Origin of the sequence: Defluviimonas salinarum (genome assembly GCF_026013545.1) — a bacterium.
Classification (GTDB): Bacteria; Pseudomonadota; Alphaproteobacteria; order Rhodobacterales; family Rhodobacteraceae; genus Albidovulum; species Albidovulum salinarum.
The window spans coordinates 55878-81883 of the sequence record NZ_JAPDOG010000017.1; the positions used below are offsets into that span (position 1 = coordinate 55878).

Annotated in this window: 19 protein-coding genes and 1 pseudogene; 10 read left to right on the forward strand and 10 right to left on the reverse strand. The window is 68.5% G+C overall.

All coding sequences use genetic code 11. The annotated features are described in order from the left end of the window. The 7 genes and pseudogenes from OM960_RS17210 (at window position 1) to OM960_RS17240 (ending at window position 7627) form a co-directional block, all read left to right on the forward strand. Window positions 1–1077: an ABC transporter ATP-binding protein gene (locus OM960_RS17210; protein ID WP_263339473.1), complete on the forward strand. Its 1077-nt coding sequence runs from the start codon at window positions 1–3 to the stop codon at window positions 1075–1077. Beyond that, window positions 1077–1948, forward strand: a pseudogene (locus tag OM960_RS17215) (carbohydrate ABC transporter permease). Before OM960_RS17210 ends, OM960_RS17215 begins: the two are co-directional and overlap by 1 nt. Then, window positions 1949–2800, forward strand: a complete 852-nt coding sequence (locus tag OM960_RS17220) for a carbohydrate ABC transporter permease (protein WP_264772819.1) — start codon at window positions 1949–1951, stop codon at window positions 2798–2800. A 24-nt stretch (window positions 2801–2824) separates the two neighbouring features. After that, entirely contained in the window at window positions 2825–3097 is a 273-nt protein-coding gene (locus tag OM960_RS17225) for a DUF2160 domain-containing protein (RefSeq protein WP_263339479.1), read from the forward strand. Window positions 3098–3179: 82 nt separating this feature from the next. Then, entirely contained in the window at window positions 3180–4898 is a 1719-nt protein-coding gene (locus tag OM960_RS17230) for an ABC transporter substrate-binding protein (protein WP_264772820.1), read from the forward strand. A gap of 80 nt (window positions 4899–4978) precedes the next feature. Continuing rightward, window positions 4979–6466 (forward strand): glycerol kinase GlpK, encoded by a 1488-nt coding sequence (glpK, locus tag OM960_RS17235; RefSeq protein WP_264772821.1) that lies wholly within the window; start codon window positions 4979–4981, stop codon window positions 6464–6466. A 3-nt stretch (window positions 6467–6469) separates the two neighbouring features. Beyond that, window positions 6470–7627: an iron-containing alcohol dehydrogenase gene (locus OM960_RS17240; RefSeq protein ID WP_263339486.1), complete on the forward strand. Its 1158-nt coding sequence runs from the start codon at window positions 6470–6472 to the stop codon at window positions 7625–7627. Window positions 7628–7718: 91 nt separating this feature from the next. On the opposite strand, the gene OM960_RS17245 is transcribed toward OM960_RS17240, so the two are convergent. From OM960_RS17245 to leuB, 8 genes are all read right to left on the reverse strand, one after another. Then, window positions 7719–8567: an HTD2 family dehydratase gene (locus tag OM960_RS17245; protein ID WP_263339489.1), complete on the reverse strand. Its 849-nt coding sequence runs from the start codon at window positions 8565–8567 to the stop codon at window positions 7719–7721. A 3-nt stretch (window positions 8568–8570) separates the two neighbouring features. Then, window positions 8571–9890, reverse strand: coding sequence for an MmgE/PrpD family protein (locus tag OM960_RS17250; protein WP_264772822.1), 1320 nt, complete (start codon window positions 9888–9890; stop codon window positions 8571–8573). Then, window positions 9887–10930: an Ldh family oxidoreductase gene (locus OM960_RS17255; protein ID WP_264772823.1), complete on the reverse strand. Its 1044-nt coding sequence runs from the start codon at window positions 10928–10930 to the stop codon at window positions 9887–9889. The genes OM960_RS17250 and OM960_RS17255 overlap by 4 nt, the downstream gene beginning before the upstream one ends. A gap of 10 nt (window positions 10931–10940) precedes the next feature. After that, window positions 10941–11777 (reverse strand): 3-methyl-2-oxobutanoate hydroxymethyltransferase, encoded by an 837-nt coding sequence (locus tag OM960_RS17260; RefSeq protein ID WP_264772824.1) that lies wholly within the window; start codon window positions 11775–11777, stop codon window positions 10941–10943. An 81-nt stretch (window positions 11778–11858) separates the two neighbouring features. Beyond that, on the reverse strand, window positions 11859–13340 hold the full coding sequence (locus tag OM960_RS17265; RefSeq protein WP_264772825.1) for an aldehyde dehydrogenase family protein: 1482 nt from the start codon (window positions 13338–13340) through the stop codon (window positions 11859–11861). Then, window positions 13328–14935 (reverse strand): 5-guanidino-2-oxopentanoate decarboxylase, encoded by a 1608-nt coding sequence (locus OM960_RS17270; protein WP_264772826.1) that lies wholly within the window; start codon window positions 14933–14935, stop codon window positions 13328–13330. The genes OM960_RS17265 and OM960_RS17270 overlap by 13 nt, the downstream gene beginning before the upstream one ends. Further along, window positions 14932–16623: a GMC family oxidoreductase gene (locus OM960_RS17275; protein ID WP_264772827.1), complete on the reverse strand. Its 1692-nt coding sequence runs from the start codon at window positions 16621–16623 to the stop codon at window positions 14932–14934. Before OM960_RS17275 ends, OM960_RS17270 begins: the two co-directional genes overlap by 4 nt. After that, window positions 16620–17705 carry a 3-isopropylmalate dehydrogenase gene (gene leuB, locus OM960_RS17280; RefSeq protein ID WP_264772828.1) on the reverse strand — a complete coding sequence of 362 codons (1086 nt, stop codon included), beginning with the start codon at window positions 17703–17705 and terminating at the stop codon, window positions 16620–16622. Before leuB ends, OM960_RS17275 begins: the two co-directional genes overlap by 4 nt. A 103-nt stretch (window positions 17706–17808) precedes the next feature. Between leuB and OM960_RS17285 the strand changes: the two genes are divergently transcribed. Then, window positions 17809–18732, forward strand: coding sequence for a LysR substrate-binding domain-containing protein (locus OM960_RS17285; protein ID WP_263339506.1), 924 nt, complete (start codon window positions 17809–17811; stop codon window positions 18730–18732). Window positions 18733–18734: 2 nt separating this feature from the next. On the opposite strand, the gene torT is transcribed toward OM960_RS17285, so the two are convergent. Beyond that, complete coding sequence (gene torT, locus OM960_RS17290) at window positions 18735–19718, reverse strand: TMAO reductase system periplasmic protein TorT (protein WP_263339509.1); 984 nt, start codon at window positions 19716–19718, stop codon at window positions 18735–18737. Between torT and OM960_RS17295 the strand changes: the two genes are divergently transcribed. Continuing rightward, complete coding sequence (locus OM960_RS17295; RefSeq protein ID WP_264772829.1) at window positions 19717–22485, forward strand: ATP-binding protein; 2769 nt, start codon at window positions 19717–19719, stop codon at window positions 22483–22485. The genes torT and OM960_RS17295 overlap by 2 nt on opposite strands. Here OM960_RS17295 and OM960_RS17300 read toward each other — a convergent pair. After that, complete coding sequence (locus OM960_RS17300; protein ID WP_264772830.1) at window positions 22455–23159, reverse strand: response regulator; 705 nt, start codon at window positions 23157–23159, stop codon at window positions 22455–22457. The two genes, OM960_RS17295 and OM960_RS17300, sit on opposite strands and share 31 nt — an antisense overlap. Before the next feature lie 114 nt (window positions 23160–23273). Between OM960_RS17300 and OM960_RS17305 the strand changes: the two genes are divergently transcribed. Next, complete coding sequence (locus OM960_RS17305; RefSeq protein WP_264772831.1) at window positions 23274–25940, forward strand: molybdopterin-dependent oxidoreductase; 2667 nt, start codon at window positions 23274–23276, stop codon at window positions 25938–25940. Window positions 25941–26006 lie beyond the last annotated feature (66 nt).

Consider the following 26006-nt stretch of genomic DNA (forward strand, 5'->3'; position numbering starts at 1 on the left):
ATGGCCAAGATCACGCTCGACAACCTCGCGCATTCCTATCTTGCGAACCCGACATCGGAAGACGACTACGCGCTGAAGGAACTGAACCACGTCTGGAACGACGGCGAAGCCTATGCGCTCCTTGGCGCGTCCGGTTGCGGCAAGTCCACGCTGCTCAACATCATCTCGGGGCTCCTGAAACCCTCGCGCGGGCGCATCCTCTTCAACGATCAGGACGTGACGGATGCGGCGACGGCGGAACGCAACATCGCGCAGGTGTTCCAGTTCCCGGTCGTCTACGACACGATGACCGTGCGCGACAACCTCGCCTTCCCGCTGCGCAACCGCGGCCGCGACGAGGCCTATGTCGCCGAGCGTGTGCAGGAAATCGCCCGCATGATCGGCATGGAGGCCGAGCTCGATCGCAAGGCGCGCGGGCTCACGGCGGATGCCAAGCAGAAAATCTCGCTCGGCCGCGGCATGGTCCGCAAGGAGGTCAATGCGCTTCTCTTCGACGAGCCGCTGACGGTGATCGACCCGCACATGAAGTGGGAGCTGCGCACCCAGCTCAAGTCGCTGCACCACGAGTTCGGCCACACGATGATCTATGTCACCCACGACCAGACCGAGGCGCTGACCTTCGCCGACAAGGTGGTGGTGATGTATGACGGCCGCGTCGTGCAGATCGGCACGCCGCAGGAGCTGTTCGAGACCCCGGCGCATACCTTCGTCGGCTATTTCATCGGCTCGCCCGGCATGAACGTGATCCCCGCGACAATCGAAGGCAACGTCGCCAACGTCAACGGCTCACGGGTGCCGCTGTCGCAGGCCTTCGGCAAGCTCGATGGCAAGGTCGAGATCGGAGTCCGCCCGGAATACGCGACGCTCTCGGCCAGCGAGGGCCTGCCCGTCAAGGTGCGCCGCGTCGAGGACGTGGGCCGCCACAAGATCATCCGGGCCGAGTTCTTCGGCAACGATATCAACATCATCGCCGATGAGGGCGCCGCGATCGGCGCGGACATGAACCGGGTCGTCTTCGACCCCGCCCATATCAACGTCTACGCCAATGACTGGCGCGTGGAAGGGGAGGCCGCGTGATGGAAAAGACGGTCAACCAGAAGGCCTGGTTCCTCGTTCTGCCGGTGCTGCTGCTGGTCGCGTTCTCGGCGGTGATCCCGCTGATGACGGTGGTCAACTACTCGGTCCAGGACACGTTCGGCAACAACGTCTTCTTCTGGGCAGGGCTCGAATGGTTCACCGAGGTGCTGGAAAGCGACCGGATGTGGGCCGCGCTCGGCCGGCAGCTGGTGTTCTCGGGCATCATCCTCGCGATCGAGTTGCCGCTCGGCATCTTCGTCGCGCTGAACATGCCGAAGAAAGGCTTCTGGGCCTCGGTCTGCCTCGTCCTGATGGCGCTGCCGCTGCTGATCCCGTGGAACGTGGTCGGCACGATCTGGCAGATCTTCGGCCGCGTCGATATCGGGCTTCTGGGCCATACGCTCGACGCGTTCGGCATCGACTACAACTACACGCAGGGCTTCATCGCCGCCTGGGCCACGGTCATCGTGATGGATGTCTGGCACTGGACCTCGCTGGTCGCGCTGCTCGCCTATGCCGGCCTCCAGTCGATCCCCGACGCCTATTACCAGGCCGCCAAGATCGACCAGGCGAGCCGCTGGAAGGTGTTCCGCTACATCGAGCTGCCGAAGATGCAGGGCGTCCTGATGATCGCGATCCTGCTGCGCTTCATGGACAGCTTCATGATCTACACCGAGCCTTTCGTGGTCACCGGCGGCGGTCCGGGCAACTCGACCACGTTCCTCTCGATCGACCTCGTGAAGATGGCGCTCGGCCAGTTCGACCTCGGCCCCGCGGCCGCCTCTCGATCATGTACTTCCTGGTGATCCTGCTGATCTCCTGGGTGTTCTACACCGTGATGACCAACCTCGACAAAAGCGAGGGCAAGTAAATGGCCGACATGACGCTCAACCAGACCGCGCCGCGCGGCCTCGGCCTTCCCCGCGTGAACGGCCGGGCCGTCGTGATGACGCTCTATCTCGTGTTCCTGCTGCTGCCGATCTACTGGCTGGTGAACATGAGCCTCAAGACGAACACGGAGATCCTGAACGTCTTCTCGCTCTGGCCGCGTAACCTTACCTTTGCGAACTACGCGAAGATCCTCACGGATTCGAGCTGGTACATGGGCTACGTCAACAGCCTGATCTATGTGGTGATGAACACCGCCATCTCGATCACGGTGGCGCTGCCGGCGGCCTACGCCTTCAGTCGCTACTCGTTCCTCGGCGACAAGCACCTGTTCTTTTGGCTGCTCACCAACCGCATGGCGCCGCCCGCCGTCTTCGCGCTGCCGTTCTTCCAGTTCTACTCGTCGGTCGGGCTCTTCGACACCCATATCGCGGTGGCGCTGGCGCACTGCCTCTTCAATGTGCCGCTGGCGGTCTGGATCCTCGAAGGCTTCATGCGCGGCGTCCCGAAGGAGATCGACGAAACCGCCTATATCGACGGCTACAGCTTCGGGCGCTTCTTCATCCGCATCTTCACGCCGCTGATCGCCAGCGGGATCGGCGTCGCCGCCTTCTTCTGCTTCATGTTCTCCTGGGTCGAACTGCTCCTGAGCCGCACGCTGACCTCGGTGAACGCCAAGCCGATCGCCGCGACGATGACCCGCACGGTCTCGGCCTCGGGGCTCGACTGGGGGGTGCTGGCCGCGGCGGGCGTGCTGACAATCGTTCCCGGCGCGCTCGTCATCTACTTCGTCCGCAACTACATCGCCAAGGGCTTCGCCCTCGGCCGCGTGTGATCCCGGGAAAGGGAGGAAAACCGCATGAGCTGGATGGCTTGGACCGTACCGACCGCGATCTTCTTCGCCGTCATCGCCTGCCTTCTCGTCACCTTCACGATCCTCGCGATCAGATCTCCCGAGACGCCGCGCGTCGGCGTGCTCCGGATCGAAACGACCCGTGGTGACCGCCTGTTCATCACGCTTCTGGGCTCGGCCTTCATCAACCTGGCCTGGCTCGGTCTTGTCAGTGCGCCGCAATGGGGCGCCCTGATCGTCTGCCTGATCTACGCCGCAGCGGTGTTCCGCTGGGTCTGAAAGGGCGCTGTCAAGGAGGTGGTCCGCCGGCGGGCAAACCGGCGGGCTGCTTGATAATATCAACGTTCTAAGGGAGGAACACATGAAATTGCCATTCAAGTCGACGACAGCGATGGGCATGGCGCTCGCGCTCCTGTCCGGTCCGGCCTTTGCCGGCATGGACGAGGCGAAGGCCTTCCTCGATGCCGAGATCGGCGACCTCTCGACGCTGAGCCGCGCGGAGCAGGAAGCCGAGATGCAGTGGCTCGTCGATGCCGCGGCGCCCTTCGCCGGCATGAGCATCAAGGTGGTGTCCGAGACGATCCCCACCCATGAATACGAATCCAAGGTTCTCGCTGCCGCCTTCACCGCGATCACCGGCATCCAGGTCACCCACGACCTGATCGGCGAGGGCGACGTCGTCGAGAAGCTGCAGACCCAGATGCAGTCGGGCGAGAACATCTACGACGCCTACGTCAACGACAGCGACCTGATCGGCACCCACTGGCGCTATCAGCAGGCACGCAGCCTGACGGACTGGATGGCGGGTGAAGGCGCCGACGTCACTTCTCCGACGCTCGACCTTGAAGATTTCATCGGGCTTCAGTTCACCACCGCGCCGGACGGCGAGCTTTACCAACTCCCCGACCAGCAATTCGCCAATCTCTACTGGTTCCGGTACGACTGGTTCAACGACGCGAAGAACAAGGAGGACTTCAAGGCCGCATACGGCTACGACCTCGGTGTTCCGGTCAACTGGTCGGCCTACGAGGACATCGCCGAGTTCTTCACCGGCCGCGATCTCAGCCACATGGGCGTCGAGGGCGAGATCTACGGCAACATGGATTACGGCAAGAAGGACCCGTCGCTCGGCTGGCGCTACACCGACGCCTGGATGTCGATGGCCGGTATGGGCGACAAGGGCGAGCCGAACGGCCTGCCCGTCGACGAATGGGGTATCCGCGTGGACGAGAACTCGCGTCCCGTCGGGTCCTGCGTTGCGCGGGGCGGCGCCACCAATGACGCGGCGGCGGTCTATGCGGTCACCAAGGCGATCGAGTGGCTACAGAAGTATACACCGCCGGCGGCGATGGGCATGACCTTCTCGGAGGCCGGCCCGATTCCAGCACAGGGCAACATCGCCCAGCAGATGTTCATGTACACCACCTTCGTGCCTTCGCTTGTCGAGGAGGGCATTCCGGTCATGAACGAAGATGGCACGCCGAAGTGGCGTCTGGCTCCGTCGCCGCATGGCGTCTACTGGTCGGAAGGCACGAAGATCGGCTACCAGGACGTCGGATCGTGGACCATTCTGAAGTCCACTCCGGACGACCGCGCCAAGGCGGCCTGGCTCTATGGACAGTTTGTCACCTCCAAGACCGTCGACGTGAAGAAGTCGCATGAGGGGCTGACCTTCATCCGAGAGTCCACGATCCAGCACCAGAGCTTCACCGACCGCGCGCCAAAGCTCGGCGGCCTGATCGAGTTCTACCGCTCGCCGGCCCGCGTGCAGTGGTCGCCGACCGGCACGAACGTGCCTGACTATCCGAAGCTGGCGCAGCTCTGGTGGCAGAACATCGGCGATGCGATGTCCGGCGCCAAGACCCCGCAGGGTGCCCTCGACGCGCTTTGCGAGGAGCAGGAGAAGGTGCTCGAGCGGCTCGAGCGTGCCGGCGTCCAGGGTGACATCGGTCCGAAGATGAACGAGCCGAAGGATCCGCAGGAATGGCTCGACGCGCCCGGCGCGCCGGTCGCCAAGATCGACGAGGATCCCACCCCGGAGACGATCGGCTATGATGAACTGATCGCCTCCTGGCAGTAACCTGCCCCTGGCCGGGGCTTTCGGGCCCCGGCCATCCGGTCCTTCCAACCGGCCAGTTCACAAATTGACAGGGCGGCCCCATGACCCATGTTCTCGCCATCGACCAGGGCACGACATCGAGCCGCGCCATCGTCTTCGACAGCACGATGCGCATCGTTGCGGCAGCCCAGGAAGAGTTCCCGCAGCATTTCCCGGCCAGCGGCTGGGTCGAGCATGACCCGGCGGACCTCTGGTCGACGACCGCCGGAACCTGCCGCGCCGCCATCGAGCGGGCTGGGCTGAAGCCTTCCGACATTGCCGCCGTCGGCATCACCAACCAGCGCGAGACGACCCTTGTTTGGGACGCGAAGACCGGTCAGCCGGTTTACAACGCGATCGTCTGGCAGGACCGCCGGACGTCGGATTTCTGCAAGGAGCTGCGCGACACCGGCTTCGCCGAGACGATCACCGCGCGGACCGGGCTGCTGGCGGACCCGTATTTCTCCGGCACCAAGCTCAGATGGATTCTCGACCATGTCGACGGCGCGCGTGAGCGCGCGGCGCGGGGCGAGCTGAAGTTCGGTACCGTCGACTGCTTTCTGATCTGGAAGCTCACCGGCGGTGCGGTTCATGCCACCGATGCGACCAACGCCGCGCGGACGATGCTCTACGACATCCACAAGGGCCGCTGGAGCCGCACCATCTGCGAGCGGTTCGGCATCCCGATGGCGATGCTGCCCGAGGTGCGCGACAGCGCGGCCGACTTCGGCCACACGCGCGCCGATCTTTTCGGTCGTGAATTGCCGATCCTCGGCGTGGCCGGCGACCAGCAGGCGGCGACGGTCGGACAGGCCTGCTTCGCACCCGGAATGATGAAATCGACCTACGGGACCGGGTGTTTCGCGCTTCTGAATACCGGCGCGACGCCGGTGGCCTCGAAGAACCGGCTGCTCACGACCATCGCCTACCAGCTCGACGGCAAGCCGACCTACGCGCTCGAAGGCTCGATCTTCATCGCCGGCGCGGTGGTGCAATGGCTGCGCGACGGGCTGAAAATCATCCGCGCGGCCGCCGAGACCCAGCCCCTGGCAGAGCAGGCCGATCCGACCCAGGAGGTGATCCTCGTGCCGGCCTTCACCGGCCTCGGCGCGCCCTACTGGAACGCGGAAAGCCGCGGCGCGATCTTCGGGCTCTCACGCAATTCCGGACCGAACGAGCTTGCCCGCGCGGCGCTCGAAAGCGTCGGCTACCAGACCCGCGACCTTCTCGACGCGATGTATGCGGACTGGTCGCAGGACGGCGCCAGCAGCGTGCTGCGCGTCGATGGCGGGCTCAGCGCCTCGGATTTCGCGATGCAGTTCCTGGCCGACATCATCGGGGCCCCGGTCGACCGGCCGCGCGTCCTCGAGACCACCGCGATGGGGGCGGCCTGGCTCGCCGGCCAGCGCGCCGGCCTCTATCCCGGGCGGGAGGAATTCGCCAAGGGCTGGGCGCTCGAGCGCCGCTTCGAACCCGCGATGGGCGACGCCACCCGCGCCGCCAAACATGCCAACTGGAAACGCGCGGTGCAAAGCACCCTGGGGTATTGACCGATGGCCGATGCCCCGGCGTTCTCGATCGCCTGCCCGACCCGCATCCGCTTCGGCCCCGGCACACATCGCGAATTGCCCGCATTCCTGCCCGCCGAAGCGCGGACCATCGCCTTCGTTCAGGGGCAGGGCGGCAGTGCCGCCGAACCCGTCCTGAATTGCCTGCGCGAACAGGGGCTTGACCCCGTGGTGCTGCGCTGCGCGGGAGAGCCCACGGTCGGCTCCGTCAACGCGGCCTGCGAGGCATTGAACGGCGCGGTGCCGGACGCGGTCGTGGCCTGCGGCGGCGGATCGGTCATCGACACCGGCAAGGTGCTTTCCTTCCTCCTCTCGCACAATCTGCGGCTCGGCGAGGATTTCGAGACCCTCGACGCCCACCTTCTCGCGACACCGGCACGGGTGCCCTGCATCGCGTTGCCGACCACGGCCGGCACGGGCGCCGAGGTGACCGCCAACGCGGTGCTCGGTGTCCCGTCCCGCGCCGCGAAGATCAGCTTGAGAGGGCGGGCCATCACCCCCGAGGTCGCCCTCGTCGATCCGGAGCTGATGCGCTCGGCCCCGATGCCCGTCAAGCTTCACTCGGGGCTCGACGCCGTGACGCAGGTGATCGAGGCCTATGTCTCCGCTGCCCGGACCCCCTTCTCCGACGCCCTGAGCCGCCCGGCGATCGCCGCGGGGCTCGACGCCCTGCGCCGCGTGATCGAGACGGACAGCCCGCAGGCGATGTGCGACCTGTCCTGGGTCAGCCTGTCCAGCGGTCTGGCGCTCGCCAATGGCGGGCTTGGCGCCGCCCACGGTCTGGCCTCGGTTCTCGGCGCATGCAGTTCAGCCCCGCATGGAGCGCTTTGCGGACGGCTCCTGCCGCCGGTCCTGCGCCGCAATCATGCGCTCGCCGCCGTGGGTGACGATGCGCAGCGCCGGCTGTCCGAAAGTGTCGGAGAAATCTCGCGCATATTCCCGCCGCATCACGGCGCGGATCCGCTCTCGGGGCTGGAGCGGTGGATGGACATGCAGGGCCTGCCGCGTTTGGCCGACTGGTCCATCCACCGGGAGTCGCTGGGCGACCTTGCCGTTGCCGCCGTCACCGCGTCTTCCAGCCGCAAGAATCCGGTGCCATTGACGGCGAAGGATCTGGCCGAGATTCTGCAGGACGCATTCTGAGCCGCCTTCGAGCCTCGGCGGCGATGCTCCGCAAGAGCCGTTCACCGGGTCGCGTCGTGCGGCGGCGCGGCGCCCCGGTTTAGGGGCCGCCTCAGACCGTCGCTGTCGCGCGCATGGCGAGCCCCGCGCCGGGGCGCGCGGCGGCAAGCTCGGTGGTCCCGTCCTGCTGCCGTGCGTTTAGCGTGAAGGCCTGACCGTCGCAGATCGGGCTGAAGGCGCGGAACTCGAAGGCGCGCAAGGTCGCTCCGGTGTTCTGGCGCAGCGCGAGGTCGGCGAGCATCGTCGCGATCAGCGGGCCGTGGAGCACCAGCCCGGCATGGCCCTCGACGTTGCGGGCATAGTCGCGGTCGTAATGGATGCGGTGGCCGTTGAAAGTCAGCGCCGAGTAGCGGAAGAGCATCACCTCCGAGGCCTTGACGGTCTCCGTGACGTCCCAGCCGCCCTCGTCAACCGGCGGCACCGGCGCGGCGTCGCCCGGACGCGGGTCCTCGCGGTAGACGATGTCGTGCTCCTCCCAGAGCGCCGGGCCGTCAACGGTCGCGATCTCGTGCCGCACCGTCACGAAGCAGAGCGCGCCGGAACGGCCCTGCTTCAGCGCCACGTCCTTGATCGTCGAGGTTTTCGTCGCCGTAGCCCCGATCCTCAGCGGGGCGGAGAAGCCGAGCCGCCCGCCCGCCCACATCCGCCGGGGCAACGCTACCGGCGGCAGGAAGCCGCCGAGCGCGGGGTGGCCGTCGCGGCCGAGGTCGCTGAGTTTCGCCGAGTGCAGGAAATAGAGCCAGTGCCAGAGCGGCGGCAGCGGATCGCCGTCGCGGAGCGCCGGGTCACGGTCGAGCGTCATCTCCATCAGGTTCGCGGGCTCGGCCCGGATCCTGTCCGACCGGATCTCGCTGCGGCCGATCCACTGGTTGAGGATCGCGGGGTCCATCGTTCGGTCCATGGCTCAACTCTTCTGCGTGAGGGGGGCGAGGGCAAGCCCCTCAAGGACGGGGCCAAGCCCGATGCGGGCATCCGCGTCCGGATCGAGCAGGCGCGCGGCGGTGGCGTCATCGCCGCCGCAGGCCGCGAACTTGGCGCGGATATCGGCCGGCGACATCGGCCGCACCGGACCGCCCGCGACATGGCCGACGGTTTCGGACAGGGTGCCGCCGCCGGCGAGATGCACCGTCACCCTGTCCGGGTGATCGGGGCTCATGTCGTCGAGCACGGGGCCGGGATCGTAGGCATCGACCTCGGTTCGGTCGAGAAGTGCGGCGATGGCGGGACGGAGGAATGCCTCGGACCGGAAGCTCTGCGGGCCCACGGCGCCGTCTACGAGGGCCGCGAGCGCGCAATAGGTCGCCGAGAACCGGGCCTCGTTGGCATTTGTGGGCCTGAGGAATCCCGAGACGCGGAAGTAAGGCTCGGGCATGCGGATGACGATCCGCACCCAGTCCGCCGGATCGGTCAGGCGGGGCCGGAGCGCAAGGCCCGCGTCGATCACCCGGTGGGTATAGGCGCAACAGGGCCAGGGCTTGCGCAGGATCGCATGTTCGGCGATCCCGAGCGGGCGGCCGATCCGCGCGAGGACTTCGCCGGGATCTGCGTTGGCGCCGTGATGCAGGGCGGCAAAGCCGAAGCGGCCCTCGAAAGCCCCGGCAGCACCGGTCGCCCCGGCAGCGGCGAGCCGCGCCGCCTCGATCCCCGCGCGGGCGGCAAGCCCGGCATGGAGCGCCTTGGCATCGGTGCCGAACTGCGCCTTGAGCCCGCCCGCAAGGCTCGCCGAGATCGCGAGCGCATGGGCGAAGGTGGGCGCGGGCAGCCCCAGGAGCCGCGCCGAGGCTGCCGCCGCGCCCACGCTGCCGAGCGTGCCGGTGGCATGCCAGCCGGCATTGTAATGGTCGTAGCGCAGCCATGCGCCGAGGCGGGTGATGGCCTCGAACCCCACGACATAGGCGTCGAGGAGATCGTCGAGCGGTCGGTTCCCCGCCCGCGTCAGGGCGAGGAGGGCGGCAAGGATCGGGGCGCTCGGATGGGTGGAGCCGGGAACCTCGTAATCGTCGAAGTCGAGCGCATGGGCGGCCGTGCCGAGGATCAGCGCGGTGGCGGTCGCCGTGTCCTCGGACGCGAAGGCCCCGCGCGCGGCGCGGGTCTGGGGCTCGTTCCAGCCCGCGATCATGCAGCCGAAGGTGTCGAGAAGGGCGAGCCGCGCCTCCTCCCGCGCCGTTTCGGGGACGATCACGCCCGAAGCCCAAAGTGCGAAGCTCTCGCAAAAGCTGCTCATGCCACCCCCAGCGACCGCGCCAGCGCGCCGATTTCGGCCCAGGTCGCCTCCGGCACGGCGATCTCGCCGCCCGAGGCCGCGCGATGGGCACGCTCGCGCTCGCCGGGGATCTCGACCCGGTCGAAGCCCGGCGCGGGCGGGCAGGCGCGGAGTTCGGACAGGATCTCCTCGGCCACGGCGGCCATGCGCGGCGCGGCGCGGAAACGGGTGGTGTCGATGCAGATCAGGAGCCAGTTGCACTCGGTGGCGGCGGGGCCGAGCATCGCCTCGCCGATCAGTTCCGCCATCAGCGCCAGCGCATAGCCCTTGTGCTCGCCTGCCGGCAGGATCGCGCCGCCGGCGAAGTAATCCTCCGGGTCGCGGGTCGGGTTGCCTTCGCGGTCGATGACGCAGCCCTCGGGCAGGAGCGCGCCCGCCGAGCGCGCGGCATAGATCCAGCCGCCGGCGATCTTCGAGGTCGCGAAGTCCATGACCACGGGGCCGTCGGCGCCCGCCGGAATCCCCACGCACCACGGATTGGTCGGCAGCATCGCCTTCGCCCCGCCATGGGGCGCCACCTGCCGCCAGGTCTCGCGGTTGCCGCCGCCCATGAGGAAGGTCAGGAACCCGTCCCGCGCGGCCTCGTCGGCAAAGGCGCCGTGCCGCCCGGTATGGCCGACATTGCGGATGGCGAGCGCCGCGATGCCGCTTTCCCGCGCCTGCCGACAGCCCTCGGCGAAGGCCAGCCGCATCGCCGGGATGCCGATGCCGCCTTGCCCGTCCACCTCATGCGTCCCGGTTGCCGTAGACCGGAAAACCGGCTCGGCCCCCGCCTTCAGATAGCCCGAGCGCATCTGCTCGGCATATTGCAGGACCCGCATAAGCCCGTGGCTTTCGATGCCGCAGAGACTGGTGTCGACGAGATGCTCCGCCACCTGCCGCGCGACGTCCTCCGTCGTGCCGAGCGCGCGGAAGATGGCGGCGGCACGCGCGACGGCCTCCCCAGCCGGTACAGACAGCCGGCCGCCGCGCAGGTCCAGCTTTGAGCGGGTCTCGGCCATTCGTCCCGCCTCAGGACGCCTTGTCGAGCGCTTCGAGGAACTTGTCCTTCTCGTCCGGGTGCATCGAGATATTCGTCTGCGGATAGGGGAAGTTCGCCGCCGCGACCTCGCTGTGAAAGGCGTTCAGGGCCGCCACCCGTTCCTCATGAATCTGCCTGTGCAGGCGGCCGACATTGCCGAACGCATGGGCGTGTTTCGGCGGCTTCGACTCCTCGCTCGCCTCGCCGCAGATGTCGGCGACAAAGGACATGATCACGTCGCCCGCCTTGCCGGACCCAAGCGAGAAGGTGACGATCGAGGTCTTGCCGTTCACCGCCTCCAGCACCTCCTCGGCGATGCATTCGGCCTCGACCGCGAAGACGCCCGCATCCTCCATCCGCTTCAGTGTGCGGTAGATCTCCATCGCCTCGTCCGCGGTGCGGCCGAAGGCGCGCAAGCCGCCGGAATAATGGCTGAAGGTCGGGATCAGGCCGATATGGCTCTGGACCGGGATGCCCTCCTTCGCCAGCGCCTCCATCACGTCGTAGGAGCGCAAGGTGTAATACATGTCGCCGCCCTTGCGCATCATCTCGAAGGCGTGGTCCATGATCTCGGGCAGCGTGCCGAACTGCGCCCAGGTCGAGCCGACCCCGGCGAAGTGATGCGGCGCGATCTGGCGCACCTCCTCGATCTGCTCGGCCCAGACCACCAGAAGGTCGATGCCAGCCTCGACGCAGGCGCGCAGTTCCGCGGCATTGGCCGGGTTCGACATCGACAGTTTCCGGCCGGAGCCCTTCAGCGCCTTGAGGTCGGCGACCGTGTAGTTGCGGGCCGAGGGCCTGCGCCCGAAGTCATAGATGCGTTTCATGTCCGTCTCCTGATGATCCGTAGATCCGTTTCTTGCGGTTGCGAGTGGCGGTGATCGCGCTTCGTCGCCATGTCCAAGTGCTCAGGCGGGGAAGGGGTCGGCCTGGTGCGGATCGGTCGCGAGCCAGACCGATTTCGTCTGCAGGAAGGCGCGCATCCCCTCCCAGCCATTCTCGCGGCCGTGGCCGGACTGCTTCCAGCCGCCGACCGGGCTTTGCGTCGCGGCGTTGAAGTAGTTGTTGATGTAGACCGTGCCGGCCTCGATCCGCCCGGCCATCCGCATGGCCTTCGCGACGTCGCGCGACCAGATCCCGGCGGCGAGGCCATAGGGCGTGTCGTTGGCGGTGCGGATCACCTCGGTCTCTGCGTCCCAGGCCTCGGTGGAGACCACGGGGCCGAAGACCTCGTTCTGCGCCAGCTCTGACGCGTTCGGCACATCGGCGAAGATCGTTGGGCCGATATAGTAGCCCTTGTCACGGCAGGCCGTGCGGCCGTCGAGCAGGAGCCGGTGCCCCGCCGCTTCGGCCGCCGCGATCCGTCTCAGGATCGCCTCGTAATGCGGGCGGTTGGCGATAGGACCGATCTGCGAGGCGGGATCGTCGGGCGGGCCGGTGCGGGCCTTCCTCACCACGTTGACCAGCCGTTCGGTGAACGCGTCGATGACCGAGCGGTGGACCAGGAGCCGCGAGCCCGAGATGCAGCTCTGCCCGCCCGCCGGGAAGATCCCCGCAGCGACGCCGTTGACGGCGAGGTCGAGATCGGCGTCGGGCAGCACGATCTGCGGCGACTTGCCGCCAAGCTCCATCACCGTCGGCTTCACCTGCCGCGCGGCGATGGTCGCCGCCGCCCGTCCCCCGGCCGCGCCGCCGGTGAAGCTGACCATCCGCACGTCCGGGTGGTCGATCAGCGGCTCGCCCGTGGTTGGGCCGAAGCCGGTGACGACATTCACCACGCCGGGCGGCAGATCGGCCTCCTCGAGCACCTCCATCAGCTCGAGCGTCGAGCACGAGGCCTGTTCGGAGGGCTTGATCACCACCGTGTTGCCTGCCGCGAGGCAGGGCGCGAGTTTCCAGATCAAGGTGCCTACGGGCGAGTTCCACGGCAGGATTAGCGCGACGACCCCAAAGGGCTCCCAGGTCAGGTAATTGTGCATGTCCGGCACCTCGGCCGGGATGAGCCGGCCCTCGAGCTTGTCGCACATGCCGGCGTAATAGTGGAACGAATCCACCTGCCAGCCGCCCGCCCTCAGCCCCGGCGCGATGTTCGGCAGCCGGCCGTTGTCGCGCAGCTCGACTGCGCCGAGCCGCTCGGCATGGGCACTGATCACGTCGCCGATCCGCCGCAGTACCCGGCCGCGTTCGGCCGGCATCATCCGCCCCCAGGGACCGTCGTGGAACGCCGCCTTCGCCGCCGCGACCGCGCGGGCCACATCCGCGGCGCCGCAATCGGGAACGCGCGCCCAGACCTCGCCCGTGGCCGGGTTCTCGCTCTCGAACCAGCGCCCGGTCGCGGGCTCGTGCCAGGCATTTCCGGCGAAGTAGCGATAGGTTTTCAGCTCAGCCATGCGTCGTTCTCCCTCACCACGATCACCGTGGGCCGGTCGGTTTCGAAGGCGCCCTGGAAGGCCTCGGTGAAAGCCGCCGCGCTGTCAGCGTAGGTGCCGTGGCAGTGGCAGGCTTGTGCGAGGGCGACAAAATCGGGGTTGATCCCCTCCACCCCGACCCGGGCGATGTCGCGCAGGTCCATGTCGTCCTGGATCTGCTTCAGCCCGCCGTTCTCCCAGATGACGATCGGCAGCGCGAGCCGCGCCTCGGCGGCGGTGACGAGCTCGGGCATGGTGAACATGAAGCCGCCATCGCCGGCGAGCACCGCGACCGGCGCGTCCGGTCGCGCCAGCTTCGCCCCGATCCCGTTCGGCAGCGCATTGCCGAGCGCGCAGAACCCCGCCGGATAGAACCAGTGCCGCGGCTTGCGCACCGGCATCGCGAAGGCGCCGGTATAGACGAGCTGGCAGGCATCGCCCGCCCAGACCGTGCCCTCGGGCGCGATCCGGTCGAGAAGTGCCAGAAACTTCGCGTGCCGGCGCTCCGAGCCGCTCAGGTTCGCGGCGATCCGCGCGCGCAGCCCCGCCACACGCGCCACGCCGTCCCGGTCCCGACCCGGGACCTCCGCCAGCGCCACCCGGAGCGCGGCCATGGCGGACCCGGCATCGGCGACAATGCCAAGCGTCGCGGGATAGAGATCGCTGATCTTCGCGGGGTCGATATCGACCCGGATGATCCGGCCCCTCAGCTCCATCCGCTCGATGAAACTGTCGGTCTCGGAAAGCTCCGTCCCGACGGCGAGGATCACGTCGGCCTCGGGAAGGAACGCCTGCACCTCGGGCCTGACGGTCGATGCCGAGAGCGACAACGGATGGTCGTCCGCCACGATCCCCTTGCCGGCGGTCGAGGCGATGACGACGGCCCCCAGGGTATCGGCAATGGCTGTCAGATCCCCCACCGCGCCGGCGGCACCTCCGCCGATCATGATCACGGGGCAGGTCGCGGCCCTAAGCATCCGCGCCGCCTCGGCGATCTGAGCCGGCGCTGGCGCGGGACGGGCGGGCAGGGCGACAGGCTCCCATATCTCCTCGACCATCTCGGCCTGCACGTCGATCGGCAGCGAGATATGGCAGGGACGCGGGCGCTGGCTCGCGAAGATCGAAAACGCACGGGCCATCAGGTCGGGAACATCCGCCGCCCGCCGCGCGGTCGCGGAAAAGGCGCAAAGCGGCTCGGTCGCCCGTTTCTGCTCGGTGATCTCGTGGAGCACCCCCCAGCCCTTGCCAATGGTCCTCGCCTCGGGCTCGGCCGAAACGAGAAGCATCGGCAGGCTGTCGGCATAACACTGGCCAACCGCCGTCGCGGCATTGGTGACGCCGGGGCCGGAGATGACGACGGCGACGCCGACCTCGCCGGTCGCCCGCGCCCAGCCCTCGGCCATGAAGCCCGCGCCCTGTTCGTTGCGGGTCTGGACATGGGTGATCGCCCCGGCGTTCTGCCCGCCCGAGAGCCCCCGGCAAAGATCGAGCGTATGGACGCCCGGTATCCCGAAGACCGTGGTGACGCCGTAGCGCGCCAGAAGCCGCATCGTCGCCTCGCCGCAGGTCATGCTCATGCCGCTGTCTCCTTCGGCTGTTCGGAGGGGAATTCGGGGGCCGGGGCGGGGCGGCCGAGGATCAGGTCGGCGGCTTTCTCGGCCATCGCGATCACGGTGGCGTTGAGGTTGCCGGTGATCTGGGTCGGCATCGCCGAGGCGTCGCAGACCCGCAGCCCCTCGCCCCCCCGGACCCGCAACCCGGCGTCAAGCACCGCCATCGGGTCATGGTCGCCCCCCATCCGCGCGGTCGAGCAGGGGTGATGGCCGGTATAGGTCGTGGCCCGCACCGCCGCCTCGATCTCGGCGTCGGTCCGGGCGTCCCGCCACGGCTCCAGCTCACCGGTGACATAGCGGGCGATCTGGGGCTGCGCCATCACCTCGCGCATCACCTTCACGCCGGCGACCAGTTCCTTGAGATCGCGGGGGTCTGCGTAGTAGTTCGGGTCGATCAAGGGATGCGCCCTCGGGTCGGCGCTCGCCAGCCGCACCGTGCCGAGCGACCGGGGCCGTTCCTGGTTGATGTCGATCTGCACCCCCGGTTTCGCCACCTTGCGGCCCCGCACCAGGAGCTTGCGGCCGAGCCATTGCGACCACGGGGTGCGCTCCCGGTCGCCGTTCGTGAGGTTCTCCTCGACGATCATCGGGGTCATGAAGACTTCCAGTTCCGGCAGGGCGGGGTCGTCGAAGGCGTGAAAGAGGACAGCCGAGAAGAACGCCCCGCCGCCGGGCCCCCGCTTGAAGAGAAGCCAGTTGGCCATGAGCGCGGCCGCCTTGTCGAGCCGCTGGTGGCGGGCGAGCGACAAGTCCATCCGGTCCGAGCCGTATTGCATCGACACATCGACATGGTCGGCAAGATGCGCGCCGACGCCGGGCAGGTCGGCCACGACCGGGATGCCATGCGCCGCCAGATGCGCGGCGGGGCCGATCCCGGACAGCATCAGGGTCTGCGGCGTCGCGAAGGCGCCCTGGCAGAGGATCACCTCCCGCCGCGCCTCGAAACGCTCGCCGGTCACGGTCTCGACCCCGGTCGCGCGGCTGCCGGAGAAGGTCACGCGCGCAACCTGCCGATGGGTCAGCACGGTCAGGTTTCCCGGCCGCCTCCCCAGATAGGCGATGGCCGAGGACTGGCGGATGCCGCGGTGGACGGTGGAATCGGTGCGGGCGACGCCGGTGCGGTCGGGGCCGTTGAAATCGTCGAGACGCCGGTGCCCGGCCGCCCGCGCGGCGTCGATGAACGCCTGGTCGAGCGCGCCGAAGTTCGCCGACAACTCGGTCTTCAGCGGCCCGCCGACCCCGTGCCAGGGATCGCGCCGGTCCCGCGCGCCCTCCGAGCGGCGGAAATAGGGCAGGAGGTCGGCATGGGACCAGCCCGGCAGGCCCATCTGCCGCCAGCCGTCATAATCCGCCGCCACGCCGCGCATGTAGATCATGCCGTTCATGATCGACGAGCCGCCGAGCCCGCGCCCGCGCGCGTAGTAGATGCGCCGCCCGCCGAGTGCCGCCTGCGGCACCGAGGAATAGCCCCAGTCATGCTTCGGATTGCCGAATATGAAGCCGTTGCCGGCGGGCATCCGGATGAAGAGGTCGCGACCCCCGCCGCCCGCCTCGACGAGCGCCACCGTCACCTCCGGGTCCTCGGCCAGCCGCGCCGCCAGCGCGCAGCCCGCCGATCCGCCGCCGGCGACGATATAGTCGAAGCCCGTCATGCGCGCAGCTCCGCGGTGACCGCGTCCGCGAATCCGCGAGTCGTGGCCGTGCCACCGAGATCGGGGGTCAGATGGCCCGAGACCAGCGCCCGCTCCACCGCCGCCTCGATCCGGCGGGCGACGGCGGGCAGGGCGAGGGAATGCTCGAACATCATCGCCACCGAGAGGATTGTGCCGGCCGGGTTGGCGATGCCCTGCCCGGCGATGTCGGGGGCCGAGCCGTGGACCGGCTCGTAGATGCCCTTCACGCGGCCTCCGGGTGACCCGCAGAGGCAGGCCGAGGGCAGGAGCCCGAGCGAGCCCGAGACCACGGCGGCGAGGTCCGACAGGAAATCGCCGATCAGGTTGCAGCCCATCACCACGTCGAAGGACAGGGGAGTTCGCATCATCTGGAAGGCGCAGTTGTCGGCGTACATGTGCGTGAGCGTCACGTCCGGGTATTCGGCCGCGACCTCGGTCACCACCGCGCGCCAGAGCTTGTAGCTTTCCATCACGTTGGCCTTGTCGGCCGAGACGAGCCGCCCCTTGCGCGTCCGCGCGAGGCGGAAGCCGGAATGGGCGATGCGGGCGATCTCGCCCTCGTCATAGGCGGCGGTGTCGAAGCCGTAGCGGCGGCCCGCGCGCCGCTCCTGCCCGCGCGGGGAGGCGAACATCACGCCGCCGGTCATCTCGCGCAGGACCATGATATCGGCCCGCTCGGCGAGCCCGGCGCGGAACGGCGTGAACCGCCCGAGCTCCGGCCAGGCGCGGGCGGGGCGCAACCCCGCATAGGCGTCGAGCGCCTTGCGGAGCCGCATCAGCCCGTCCTGCATCTCAGGGCCGCCGGGCACGCGGATATCGTCCCATTCCGGCCCGCCCACGGCGCCGACCAGAACCGCGTCGGCAGCCCTCGCCGCCGTGACTGTCTCCTCGCGGCAGAAGGTGCCGTGGGCCTCCCAGGCCGCGCCGTGAAGCAGATCCTCGGCGATATCGAGCCGGATGCCCGCCAGCCCGGAGGCCACCTCGGTCACGTCGAGCGCGGCAGCGAGAACCTCGGGACCGATCCCGTCGCCGCCAAGGGCAAGGATGGAGAAGTCCGCCATAGCGCAACCATTCCAAAAGGGTCTTCGGTGTGACGCTAGCAGGCTTGCATGGTTGGAAAAACGCAGAAAAAATGAATACAGATCATTCATCAAGGGAATGAATATGCGCGCCTATCCCGCCCTATCGCAGATCGCGGCCTTCGACGCCGCTGCGCGCCATCTCAATTTTTCGCGGGCGGCGACGGAGCTGAACGTCCAGCAACCTGCGGTCAGCCGGCAGATCGCCGCACTCGAGGCCGATCTCGGCCACCGGCTCTTCCAGCGCAGCAAGCCGCGGCTGCGGCTCACGCCCGAGGGCGAGATGCTGGCGACCGCGGTCACCGACGGTCTCGGCGCGATCCGCCGCGCCATCGACGCGCTCCGGGGGCAGAGGCGGCGCGACGTGCTGGTCGTCAACGCGGCCATCGGCTTCACGAGCTTCTTCCTCCTGCCGCGCCTCGGCGAGTTCCAGAGCGCCCATCCCGATATAAGGGTCGAGGTGGTCACCCGCGACCAGAACCCCGATTACGACCCGACTGCCTGCGACCTCGTGGTGACCTTCGGCGAAGCGCCGCCGCCCGGCACCGAAAGCCGCCCGATCTTCGGCGAGGAACTGATCGCGGTCTGCGCGCCGGGGCGCCTGCCCGCGGGGCGGCGTCTCGGTCCGGAGGAGCTGGTCCGAGAACGGCTCCTGCACATGTCGAGCGGCGCCCATGCCAGCGACTGGGACCGCTTCCTAGCGGGAACCGGGCTCGGCCCACCCGAGCCGCAGCCGATCGACCGGCTCTTCAGCTACATGGTCTACCTGCGCGCGATCCAGAACGGGCAGGGGATCGGGCTGGGCTGGCGCCACCTCGTCGACGATCTTCTGACGAGCGGCGCGCTGGTGCAGGTTTCCGACCGCGTCATCGTCACGCCGCGCGCCTATCACTGCTCGATCCTGCCCCATTCGGAGATGCGCGCCGACGCGCGGGTCTTTCTGGACTGGATCGGCGGGCTGGTGCCGCCGACGGGCGCCCGTGTAAAAACCGGTGCGGCGCAACTCTGACGCTACTGGATCGTTGGGAAGTAATCGTCCGGCGAGACCCGGACGTCGACCAACTTCTCGTCGCGGCCGACCAGAAGCACCACCTCCGGCCCGGCCGACCGGTCCGAGGGGCCGGGCGAGGTGACCGAGACGGCCTGATCGATGGCCATTTCGCCCTGCAACTCGGGATCGTCGAACGGCGCGGCCATGACGCTGCCGTTCATCAGCCCGCGCTTGATCGTGTGGCTGACATAGGTCGAAAGAAACTCCGGCCGCCGCCGCCCGGTATCCGCCGCGAGAAGCCCGATCGCGGCCTCGACCGCCGGGGCGCTGCCGATCAGGTAGTCGACGTCCGGATAACGGTCCAGGGCGGTCTGGACCTGCGCCAGCTGCTGGCGGAGCCCGGTATCGGCGCTGAAGACCTCGAGGATGGTCACGGCGCTTCCGGCGAGGCCGCGCCGCAGCCCATCCTCCAGCGGCGCCGTCCAGCCTGCCGCCGACGGGCCGGAGATGAACACTGCGGTCTTCGCCGCCGTGCCCTCTGGGTGCAGCGTGGCGAGGTGGCGCCCGACCGCCTCGCCCATGTCGCGCCAGTCGACGCCTATGCGGCCACTCAGCGCGTCCGAGTGCAGCTCGTTCACCAGGCCGAAGACCGGGATACCTTTCGCCACGCGGGCGATCTCGCGCATCAGGTCGGGATGGTCCGAGGTGACGGCGCCGATCAGGACCGCGTCCACGCCCCGCGCCGCGCAGGTTTCAAGCTGCTCGATCTGCCGCACCCGCGCGTTGTAGCCGCCCGCCTCGAAGAAGAGGAGCGCCACGTCCTTGCGGGCGGCCTCCTGTTCGAGCCCATAGCCCACGCTCAGCCAGTATTCGTCCTTGAAATGCGGAACCAGCACGCAGAAGAGCGGCCGCGCCGCCGCGGCCGCCGCCGTCAGCGACAGCGCCGCGGCGAGGAGCAGGGCCGCGATTGAACGGATGCCGGAGGCCCCGTAATGTCTGGCCATGCGGAGGACGAGATTTGACACGCGGCTGATCCAGATCCTGTCCGCCATGGGGGCGATCGCCATCATGGTGGGTGTCGCCGCCATTGCCGTCAACCGGCATCTCGTGCGCACGCATGACGCGCTGATGCGCTCGAGCCTTCCGGCGACCGAGCTGACCAGCCGGATCGATGCCTCGGCCGCGGTGGTGGGGACGCTGGCGCAGGCGCTTGTCCAGGCCGACACCAGCGCCGATCTCGACCGGATCGCTGAAGCGCTTGCCGGCGCGGTCGACAGCCTCGAGCGGGGGGCGCGGGAGCTTGGCGCGGTGCGGCGCGGTGCCGCGCCGCCGGGCACGGAGCGCGGTGCGGCCGGAATCGTCGCGCAGATGACCGGGGAAGGGCACGATCTCCTCCGGCTCTCGGACCGGATCGCGGTGCAGGCTGCGGGGATCGACGAGATGGGCGGGCGGCTCGACGGACTGATCGAGGCGCAGATCGACCTAGCCCGGCTGCGTGTCACGGCGGGCATCGCCGGGGTCTATTCGCATCCCGAACGCGATGCGCGGCGGATTCTCGACCAGCTCGCCGACCGCTACTTCTTCGGCTTCGAGCGGCTCGCGGAACTGGCGCGGATCGTCGATGCCGCGCGGCTGATGTTGCAGCAGGTTCCGGTCAGCGGGACCCCCGAGGCGCTGGCCGCTGCCGGGGCCGATCTGACCGACCGCCTCGGCCTCGCCGAGCGCCGGGTCATCTACATGCCGTCCCCGTCGGCGCGCGAGGAGGCGCAGGCAATCCTGGTCCGGCTGCGCGGCGCGGCCGGACCCGGCGGCCTCCTGTCGCTTCAGGCCGAGCGAATGGCCTTGCAGTCATCAATTGCCACCGGCAGCGAGCGGCTCCGCCAGATCATCGCCACGCTCTCGGCCGAGGCCCGGCAGGCCCGCGATGCGGCGCAGGCCGAGGCCCTGGCCGAAATCACGCGGGCCGAGCGCGTGTCCTCCTGGCTCGCTGCCGCGCTCTTTGTTCTGGTCCTCGCCTCGGTCGTCACCGCCTCGGCGCTGTGGCTCTATGCGCGCCGGCAGATCGTCACGCGGCTCGCGGACCTCTCGCGCCGCATCGTCTCCGTTGCGCGCGGCGATTTCGGCGCGCCGATGCCGATCAGCGGCCATGACGAGATCGGGCGCATGGAAAAGGCGCTCAACATCCTGCGGCGGCGGATGCGTGAGGCGGCGCGTCTCCGCGAAAGCCTCGAAGACGCGGTGATCGCGCGGACCGGCGACGTGGTGGCCGAGATGCGCGCCTCGGACGCCGCCCGCGCCGAGGCCGAGGCCGCGAGCCGCAGCAAGACCGAATTCCTCGCCCGGATGAGCCACGAGATCCGCACGCCGCTCAACGGCATCATCGGGATGCTCGGCCTCCTCGAGGCCGAGGTGACCGGGCCGGGCCAGCTCGAGCGGGTTCGGACGGCGCACCGCGCGGCGCGCGAGCTTCTGGAGATTACCAACGACATCCTCAGCTATGCCAGCAGCGAGGACAGGGCTAATCGCGGCAACGCGGTGCATTTCCGGCTGCGCGAGCTTGTCGGTCAGCTCGGCCACCAGCTCCACTCGCTCGCCGGCGCGAAGGGGCTGGAGGCGGTGGTGGACCTCGCCGAGCCGGCGCCGCCGGTCCTCTGCGGCGATGTCGTGAAGATCCGCCAGGTGGTCGGCAACCTGGTCTCCAACGCGGTGAAATACACCCGGCGCGGCACCGTCGCGCTGTCGGTCGACCATGCCGTCGAGGCGGCGACCGGGCGCCATGTCGTGAGCTTCACCGTCGCCGACACCGGCATCGGCATGACCCGCGAGGCGATCGCGCGCGCCTTCGACGCCTATGAACGCGCCGATTCTGCGCGCCGGTCCGGGATCGAGGGCATGGGGCTCGGCCTCGCCATCTCGCGCAACCTCACCGAGGCGCTCGGCGGGGCGCTCAGCGTCGAGAGCGAGCCGGGCATCGGCAGCCGCTTCACGCTGACCGTGCCGCTCCTGCCGGGCGAGCCCGACGCGGTCGCCGAGGACGAGGCGCCGCTGGCGGCACACGATTTTGGACGCGACGTGCTGGTGATCGAGGATAATGCGGTCAACCGGATGGTGGCGCGCGGCTATCTGGAACGGCTCGGCTGCCGGGTGGAGGAGGCCGAGACCGGCGCCGCAGGGATCCGGTTGGCGGCCGAGCGGCCTTTCGACCTGATCCTGATCGACCTCGACCTGCCGGACATCGAGGGTGGCGAGGTGGCGCTGCGCATCGGCGGCGGGGCGCGTCTTGCCATCCTGACCGCGCATCTCATTGAGGACACGGCGGAGAACCGCGCCCGCCTCTCGGTTGGGCGGATCCTGACCAAGCCGGTCTCGCCGCGGGCTCTGGCGGAACTACTCGAAGGATCGAAGCCGGCCCCGGTCGACGGCACGGCCGTGGCCGAGAGCCTGCGCGGTGACATCGCCGACCTCGGCGCCGACGTGACCGGGCGGATTGTCGGGACCTTTCTCGGCGATCTGCCCGAGGCGCTCGAGGCGATTGTCTCCGCCACGCCGGAGCGGCAGCGCAAGGCGGCGCACCGGCTGAAGGGGGCGGCGGCGAATTTCCGGCTCGCGGCGCTCTGCGACGTTCTGGGCCGGATCGAGGCCGCGCCGGAGGGGGCCGATGCCGCGCTCATCGGGCGGATGCGCGCGGCCGCCGACAGTGCCGCGGCGACCTTGCGCGCGGCAGCGGCTGCGGAAGGGCTTCAGACCGAGGCGGGATCGACGAACCTGTAGCCGCGGCCGTGATCGGTCAGGATCCAGTCCGGCGCGGCGGGATCACGTTCGAACTTGCGCCGGAGCCGCCCGACCACGACGTCGATCATGCGGTCGTTGGAGCGCATCGCACCCCGGCCGATCATCTCCGACAGCCGCGCCCGACTCAGCGTCTGGCCCGGATGGTCGGCGAGCGCGGTCATGACGTCGAACTCCAGCGGCGTCAGGCTCTCGACCCGGCCGGCCGAGACCAGCCGGTGGCGGATCCGGTCGAGCCGCCAGGGGCCGAACGTGTCGACCGGCTGGGCCGCTCGCGGCGCCTGGCCGATATCGGCGATCCGGGCGAGCAGGTTCTTCACCCGCGCCGCGAGCTCGCGCTTGTCGAAAGGTTTGGTGACATAGTCGTCGGCGCCCATCTCGAGCCCGACGATCTTGTCGACCTGATCGGACCGCGATGTCAGGAGGATGATCCCGACCCGCGACCGCGCCCGTTGCTCGCGGGTGATCGTCAGCCCGTCCTTGCCCTCGAGGTTGATGTCGACGAGCAGCAGTTCCGGAGGGTCGATGTCGATAATCTCGTCCATCGCCTCGGCGCCGTCGACCTCGGTCACGCGGTAGCCGAGCTCGCGCAGATAGGCCGCAAGACGCATCCGCGTGACGCGGTCATCCTCGACGATCAGGACATGCTGGGTCATGGTGTTGATTTACAATTCTTTACAACTTCGCACAAGCAGAATTGCGCCCCATCAAGCCCGTCGCGGTCCGGAAAGCCTAGGGTCCGCATCGAAACGCACATACAGGAGGCAACCATGACCTTTCTGAACCCCACCCGCCGCGGCTTTCTGATGGGCGGCGCCGCGCTCGGCGCCACGGGCCTGATGAACTCCACCGCACTCGCCGCGATCGACCCCAATTCCTTCGCGGACCGCACCTTCCACGCCACCCACTACGGCCCGTTCGAGGCGGTGGTGCGCGACGGCAAGCTCGTCGGCATCAACGCCGTGGCCGAGCTTGACGCCCGCCCGACCGAGATGCTGACCTACGGCATCATGGACCGCACCTACGACAAGACGCGGATTCTCTATCCGATGGTGCGCAAGTCCTACCTCGAAGGCTGGGAGAGCGGCGACACCAGGCCCGAACTGCGCGGCAAGGAGCCCTACGTTCGCGTCGACTGGGACACCGCGCTCGGCCTCACGGCGAAGGCGCTTCTCGATACCGCGACGACCCACGGCAACGAGGCGATCTTCTCCTCCTCCTATGGCGGCTGGGCCAATGCCGGCAACTTCCGCCCGAACGTCATGCAGGGGCGGCTCCTCAACCTGATGGGCGGCTGCACGAACACCCAGGGCGACTGGTCGGCCGGCGCCTCGCAGATCTCGCTGCCCCGCGTGATCGGCGACATGGAGGTCTATTCGCCGCAGACCGCCTGGGAGGTGATCCGCGACAACACCGAGCTTTTCGTTCTGGTCGGCTGCGACCCGATCAAGAATAACCGGATCGAGTACACGGTGGCCGACCACGGCATGTACGCGCCCTGGGAACAGATCCGCGACAACGGCTGCCGCTTCGTCTCGATCAACCCGCAGCGCACCGCGACCGACGAATATCTTGGCGCCGAATGGGTGAGGATCGTCCCCAACACCGACACCGCGCTCTTCCTCGCGATGGCCTGGCATGTGCTCGACAAGGGGCTCGAGGACCGCGCCTATATCGACAGATACACCGTCGGCGCCGACAAATGGATCGCCTATGTGAAGGGCGAGACGGACGGGACCCCGAAGACGCCGGCCTGGGCCGCGACGATCACCGGCATGGACGAGGCGAAGATCACCGAACTGGCCGAGCTTCTGGCCGCCTCGAAGACCCAGATCGCCGGCGCCTGGTCGCTGCAGCGCGCCCAGCACGGCGAGATGGCGCACTGGGCGATCGTGAATTTCGCGGCGCTGACCGGCAAGATCGGCAAGCCGGGGCAGGGCGTTGGCTTCTCCTGGCACTACGGCAACGGCGGCATGCCGCAATCGGGCAAGGCGACGCCCACCGGCATGAGCCAGGGCCGCAACTGGGTGAAGGGCATCTGCCCGGCCTCGCGCATCACCGAGATGCTGGAAAACCCCGGCGCGACCTTCACCTACAACGGCCGCGAAAGCACCTATCCGGACGTGAAGATGATCTTCAACGCCGGCAACAACTTCATGTCGCACCAGCAGGACACCAACCGGCTGATCCGCGCGCTGGAAAAGGTCGAGACCATCGTCAGCGTCGATGTCTGGTGGACCGCCGCGACGCGCTGGGCCGATATCGTCCTGGCCGCCTCCTCGACGCTCGAACGCGACGACATCAGCGTCGGCGGCACCTATTCGAACGACAAGGTCTTCGCGATGAAGAAGGTGATCGAGCCCCTGGGCGAGAGCCTCTCGGATTACGAGATCTTCGAGGCCCTGTCGGACAAGCTCGGCCTCTGGGCGCAGTTCACCGACGGCGAGGACCTGATGACCCATATCCAGCGGGCCTATGAACGCTCCGCCGCCGCCGAGCACACGCCGTTCGAGGCGTTCTGGGAAAAGGGCTACGCCCGCATGGAGGTGCCGGCCGAGGCCCGCAAGTGGACCCGCCACGGCAGCTTCTACGAGGATCCCGAGGCCAACCCGCTCCACACCGCATCCGGGAGGATCGAGATGTTCTGCGAGGAGATCGCGAACATGCAGCTCGAGGACTGCCCCGGCATGCCCGTCTGGATGGAGAAGCACGAATATCTCGGCAACGCACAGGAGGGGCAACTGCACGTCGTCAGCCCGCATCCGTGGTTCCGGCTCCACAGCCAGATGGCCAACTCCGAGACCTTGCGGAACCTCTACATGGTGCAGGGCCGCGAGCCGGTGCGGATCAACACCGAGGACGCGGCGGCGCGCGGCATCGCCGACGGCGATCTGGTCGAGCTCTACAACGACCGCGGCACGGTGATCGCCGGCGCGGTGGTGTCGGACGACATCATGCCGGGCGTCGTGTCGATCTACGAGGGCGGCTGGCCGCAGCTCGACAGCAAGGGCCGTTGCAACTCCGGGCTGGTGAACTTCATCACCTCGACCCAGCGCGCTTCGGGCCTCAGCCAGGCGACTTCGGCCAACACCGTGCTCGTCTCGATGCGCAAGTGCGAGGATCCGGAGGGGCCGAACCTCGCTTACGATCCGCCCGCGATCATCGAGGACATGGAGGTCGCGGCGCTCGACGACGAGAAGCTCGGCCTCGACCGGATCACCGCGATCACGGATGCGCTCTATGCCGACATGGATCCGGGCGAGAAGCTCTTCTACGAACGCTGCACCGTCTGCCACGGCCCGCGCGAGGTCTCGCACTTCACCCAGCTCCAGTGGAAGGGCATCACGCCCTCGATGTTCCCCCGCGCCGGTCTTGACGAGGCCGAACAGGCGCTGGTGATGGACTACCTGATGAAGAACGCCTCCGACGCGATGTGAGGCAGTGCCAAACCGGGCGGCCGGATGCGCCGGCCGCCCCCCCCCCATTTCTCCGGCCGAAAGCGA

What these genes read in the sequence shown, in the direction of transcription:
- OM960_RS17210 (WP_263339473.1), top strand. Translation starts at nt 1, where the DNA reads ATGGCCAAGATCACGCTCGACAACCTCGCGCATTCCTATCTTGCGAAC.
- OM960_RS17220 (WP_264772819.1), top strand. Translation starts at nt 1,949, where the DNA reads ATGGCCGACATGACGCTCAACCAGACCGCGCCGCGCGGCCTCGGCCTT.
- OM960_RS17225 (WP_263339479.1), top strand. Translation starts at nt 2,825, where the DNA reads ATGAGCTGGATGGCTTGGACCGTACCGACCGCGATCTTCTTCGCCGTC.
- OM960_RS17230 (WP_264772820.1), top strand. Translation starts at nt 3,180, where the DNA reads ATGAAATTGCCATTCAAGTCGACGACAGCGATGGGCATGGCGCTCGCG.
- glpK (WP_264772821.1), top strand. Translation starts at nt 4,979, where the DNA reads ATGACCCATGTTCTCGCCATCGACCAGGGCACGACATCGAGCCGCGCC.
- OM960_RS17240 (WP_263339486.1), top strand. Translation starts at nt 6,470, where the DNA reads ATGGCCGATGCCCCGGCGTTCTCGATCGCCTGCCCGACCCGCATCCGC.
- OM960_RS17245 (WP_263339489.1), bottom strand. Translation starts at nt 8,567, where the DNA reads ATGGACCGAACGATGGACCCCGCGATCCTCAACCAGTGGATCGGCCGC.
- OM960_RS17250 (WP_264772822.1), bottom strand. Translation starts at nt 9,890, where the DNA reads ATGAGCAGCTTTTGCGAGAGCTTCGCACTTTGGGCTTCGGGCGTGATC.
- OM960_RS17255 (WP_264772823.1), bottom strand. Translation starts at nt 10,930, where the DNA reads ATGGCCGAGACCCGCTCAAAGCTGGACCTGCGCGGCGGCCGGCTGTCT.
- OM960_RS17260 (WP_264772824.1), bottom strand. Translation starts at nt 11,777, where the DNA reads ATGAAACGCATCTATGACTTCGGGCGCAGGCCCTCGGCCCGCAACTAC.
- OM960_RS17265 (WP_264772825.1), bottom strand. Translation starts at nt 13,340, where the DNA reads ATGGCTGAGCTGAAAACCTATCGCTACTTCGCCGGAAATGCCTGGCAC.
- OM960_RS17270 (WP_264772826.1), bottom strand. Translation starts at nt 14,935, where the DNA reads ATGAGCATGACCTGCGGCGAGGCGACGATGCGGCTTCTGGCGCGCTAC.
- OM960_RS17275 (WP_264772827.1), bottom strand. Translation starts at nt 16,623, where the DNA reads ATGACGGGCTTCGACTATATCGTCGCCGGCGGCGGATCGGCGGGCTGC.
- leuB (WP_264772828.1), bottom strand. Translation starts at nt 17,705, where the DNA reads ATGGCGGACTTCTCCATCCTTGCCCTTGGCGGCGACGGGATCGGTCCC.
- OM960_RS17285 (WP_263339506.1), top strand. Translation starts at nt 17,809, where the DNA reads ATGCGCGCCTATCCCGCCCTATCGCAGATCGCGGCCTTCGACGCCGCT.
- OM960_RS17295 (WP_264772829.1), top strand. Translation starts at nt 19,717, where the DNA reads ATGCGGAGGACGAGATTTGACACGCGGCTGATCCAGATCCTGTCCGCC.
- torT (WP_263339509.1), bottom strand. Translation starts at nt 19,718, where the DNA reads ATGGCCAGACATTACGGGGCCTCCGGCATCCGTTCAATCGCGGCCCTG.
- OM960_RS17300 (WP_264772830.1), bottom strand. Translation starts at nt 23,159, where the DNA reads ATGACCCAGCATGTCCTGATCGTCGAGGATGACCGCGTCACGCGGATG.
- OM960_RS17305 (WP_264772831.1), top strand. Translation starts at nt 23,274, where the DNA reads ATGACCTTTCTGAACCCCACCCGCCGCGGCTTTCTGATGGGCGGCGCC.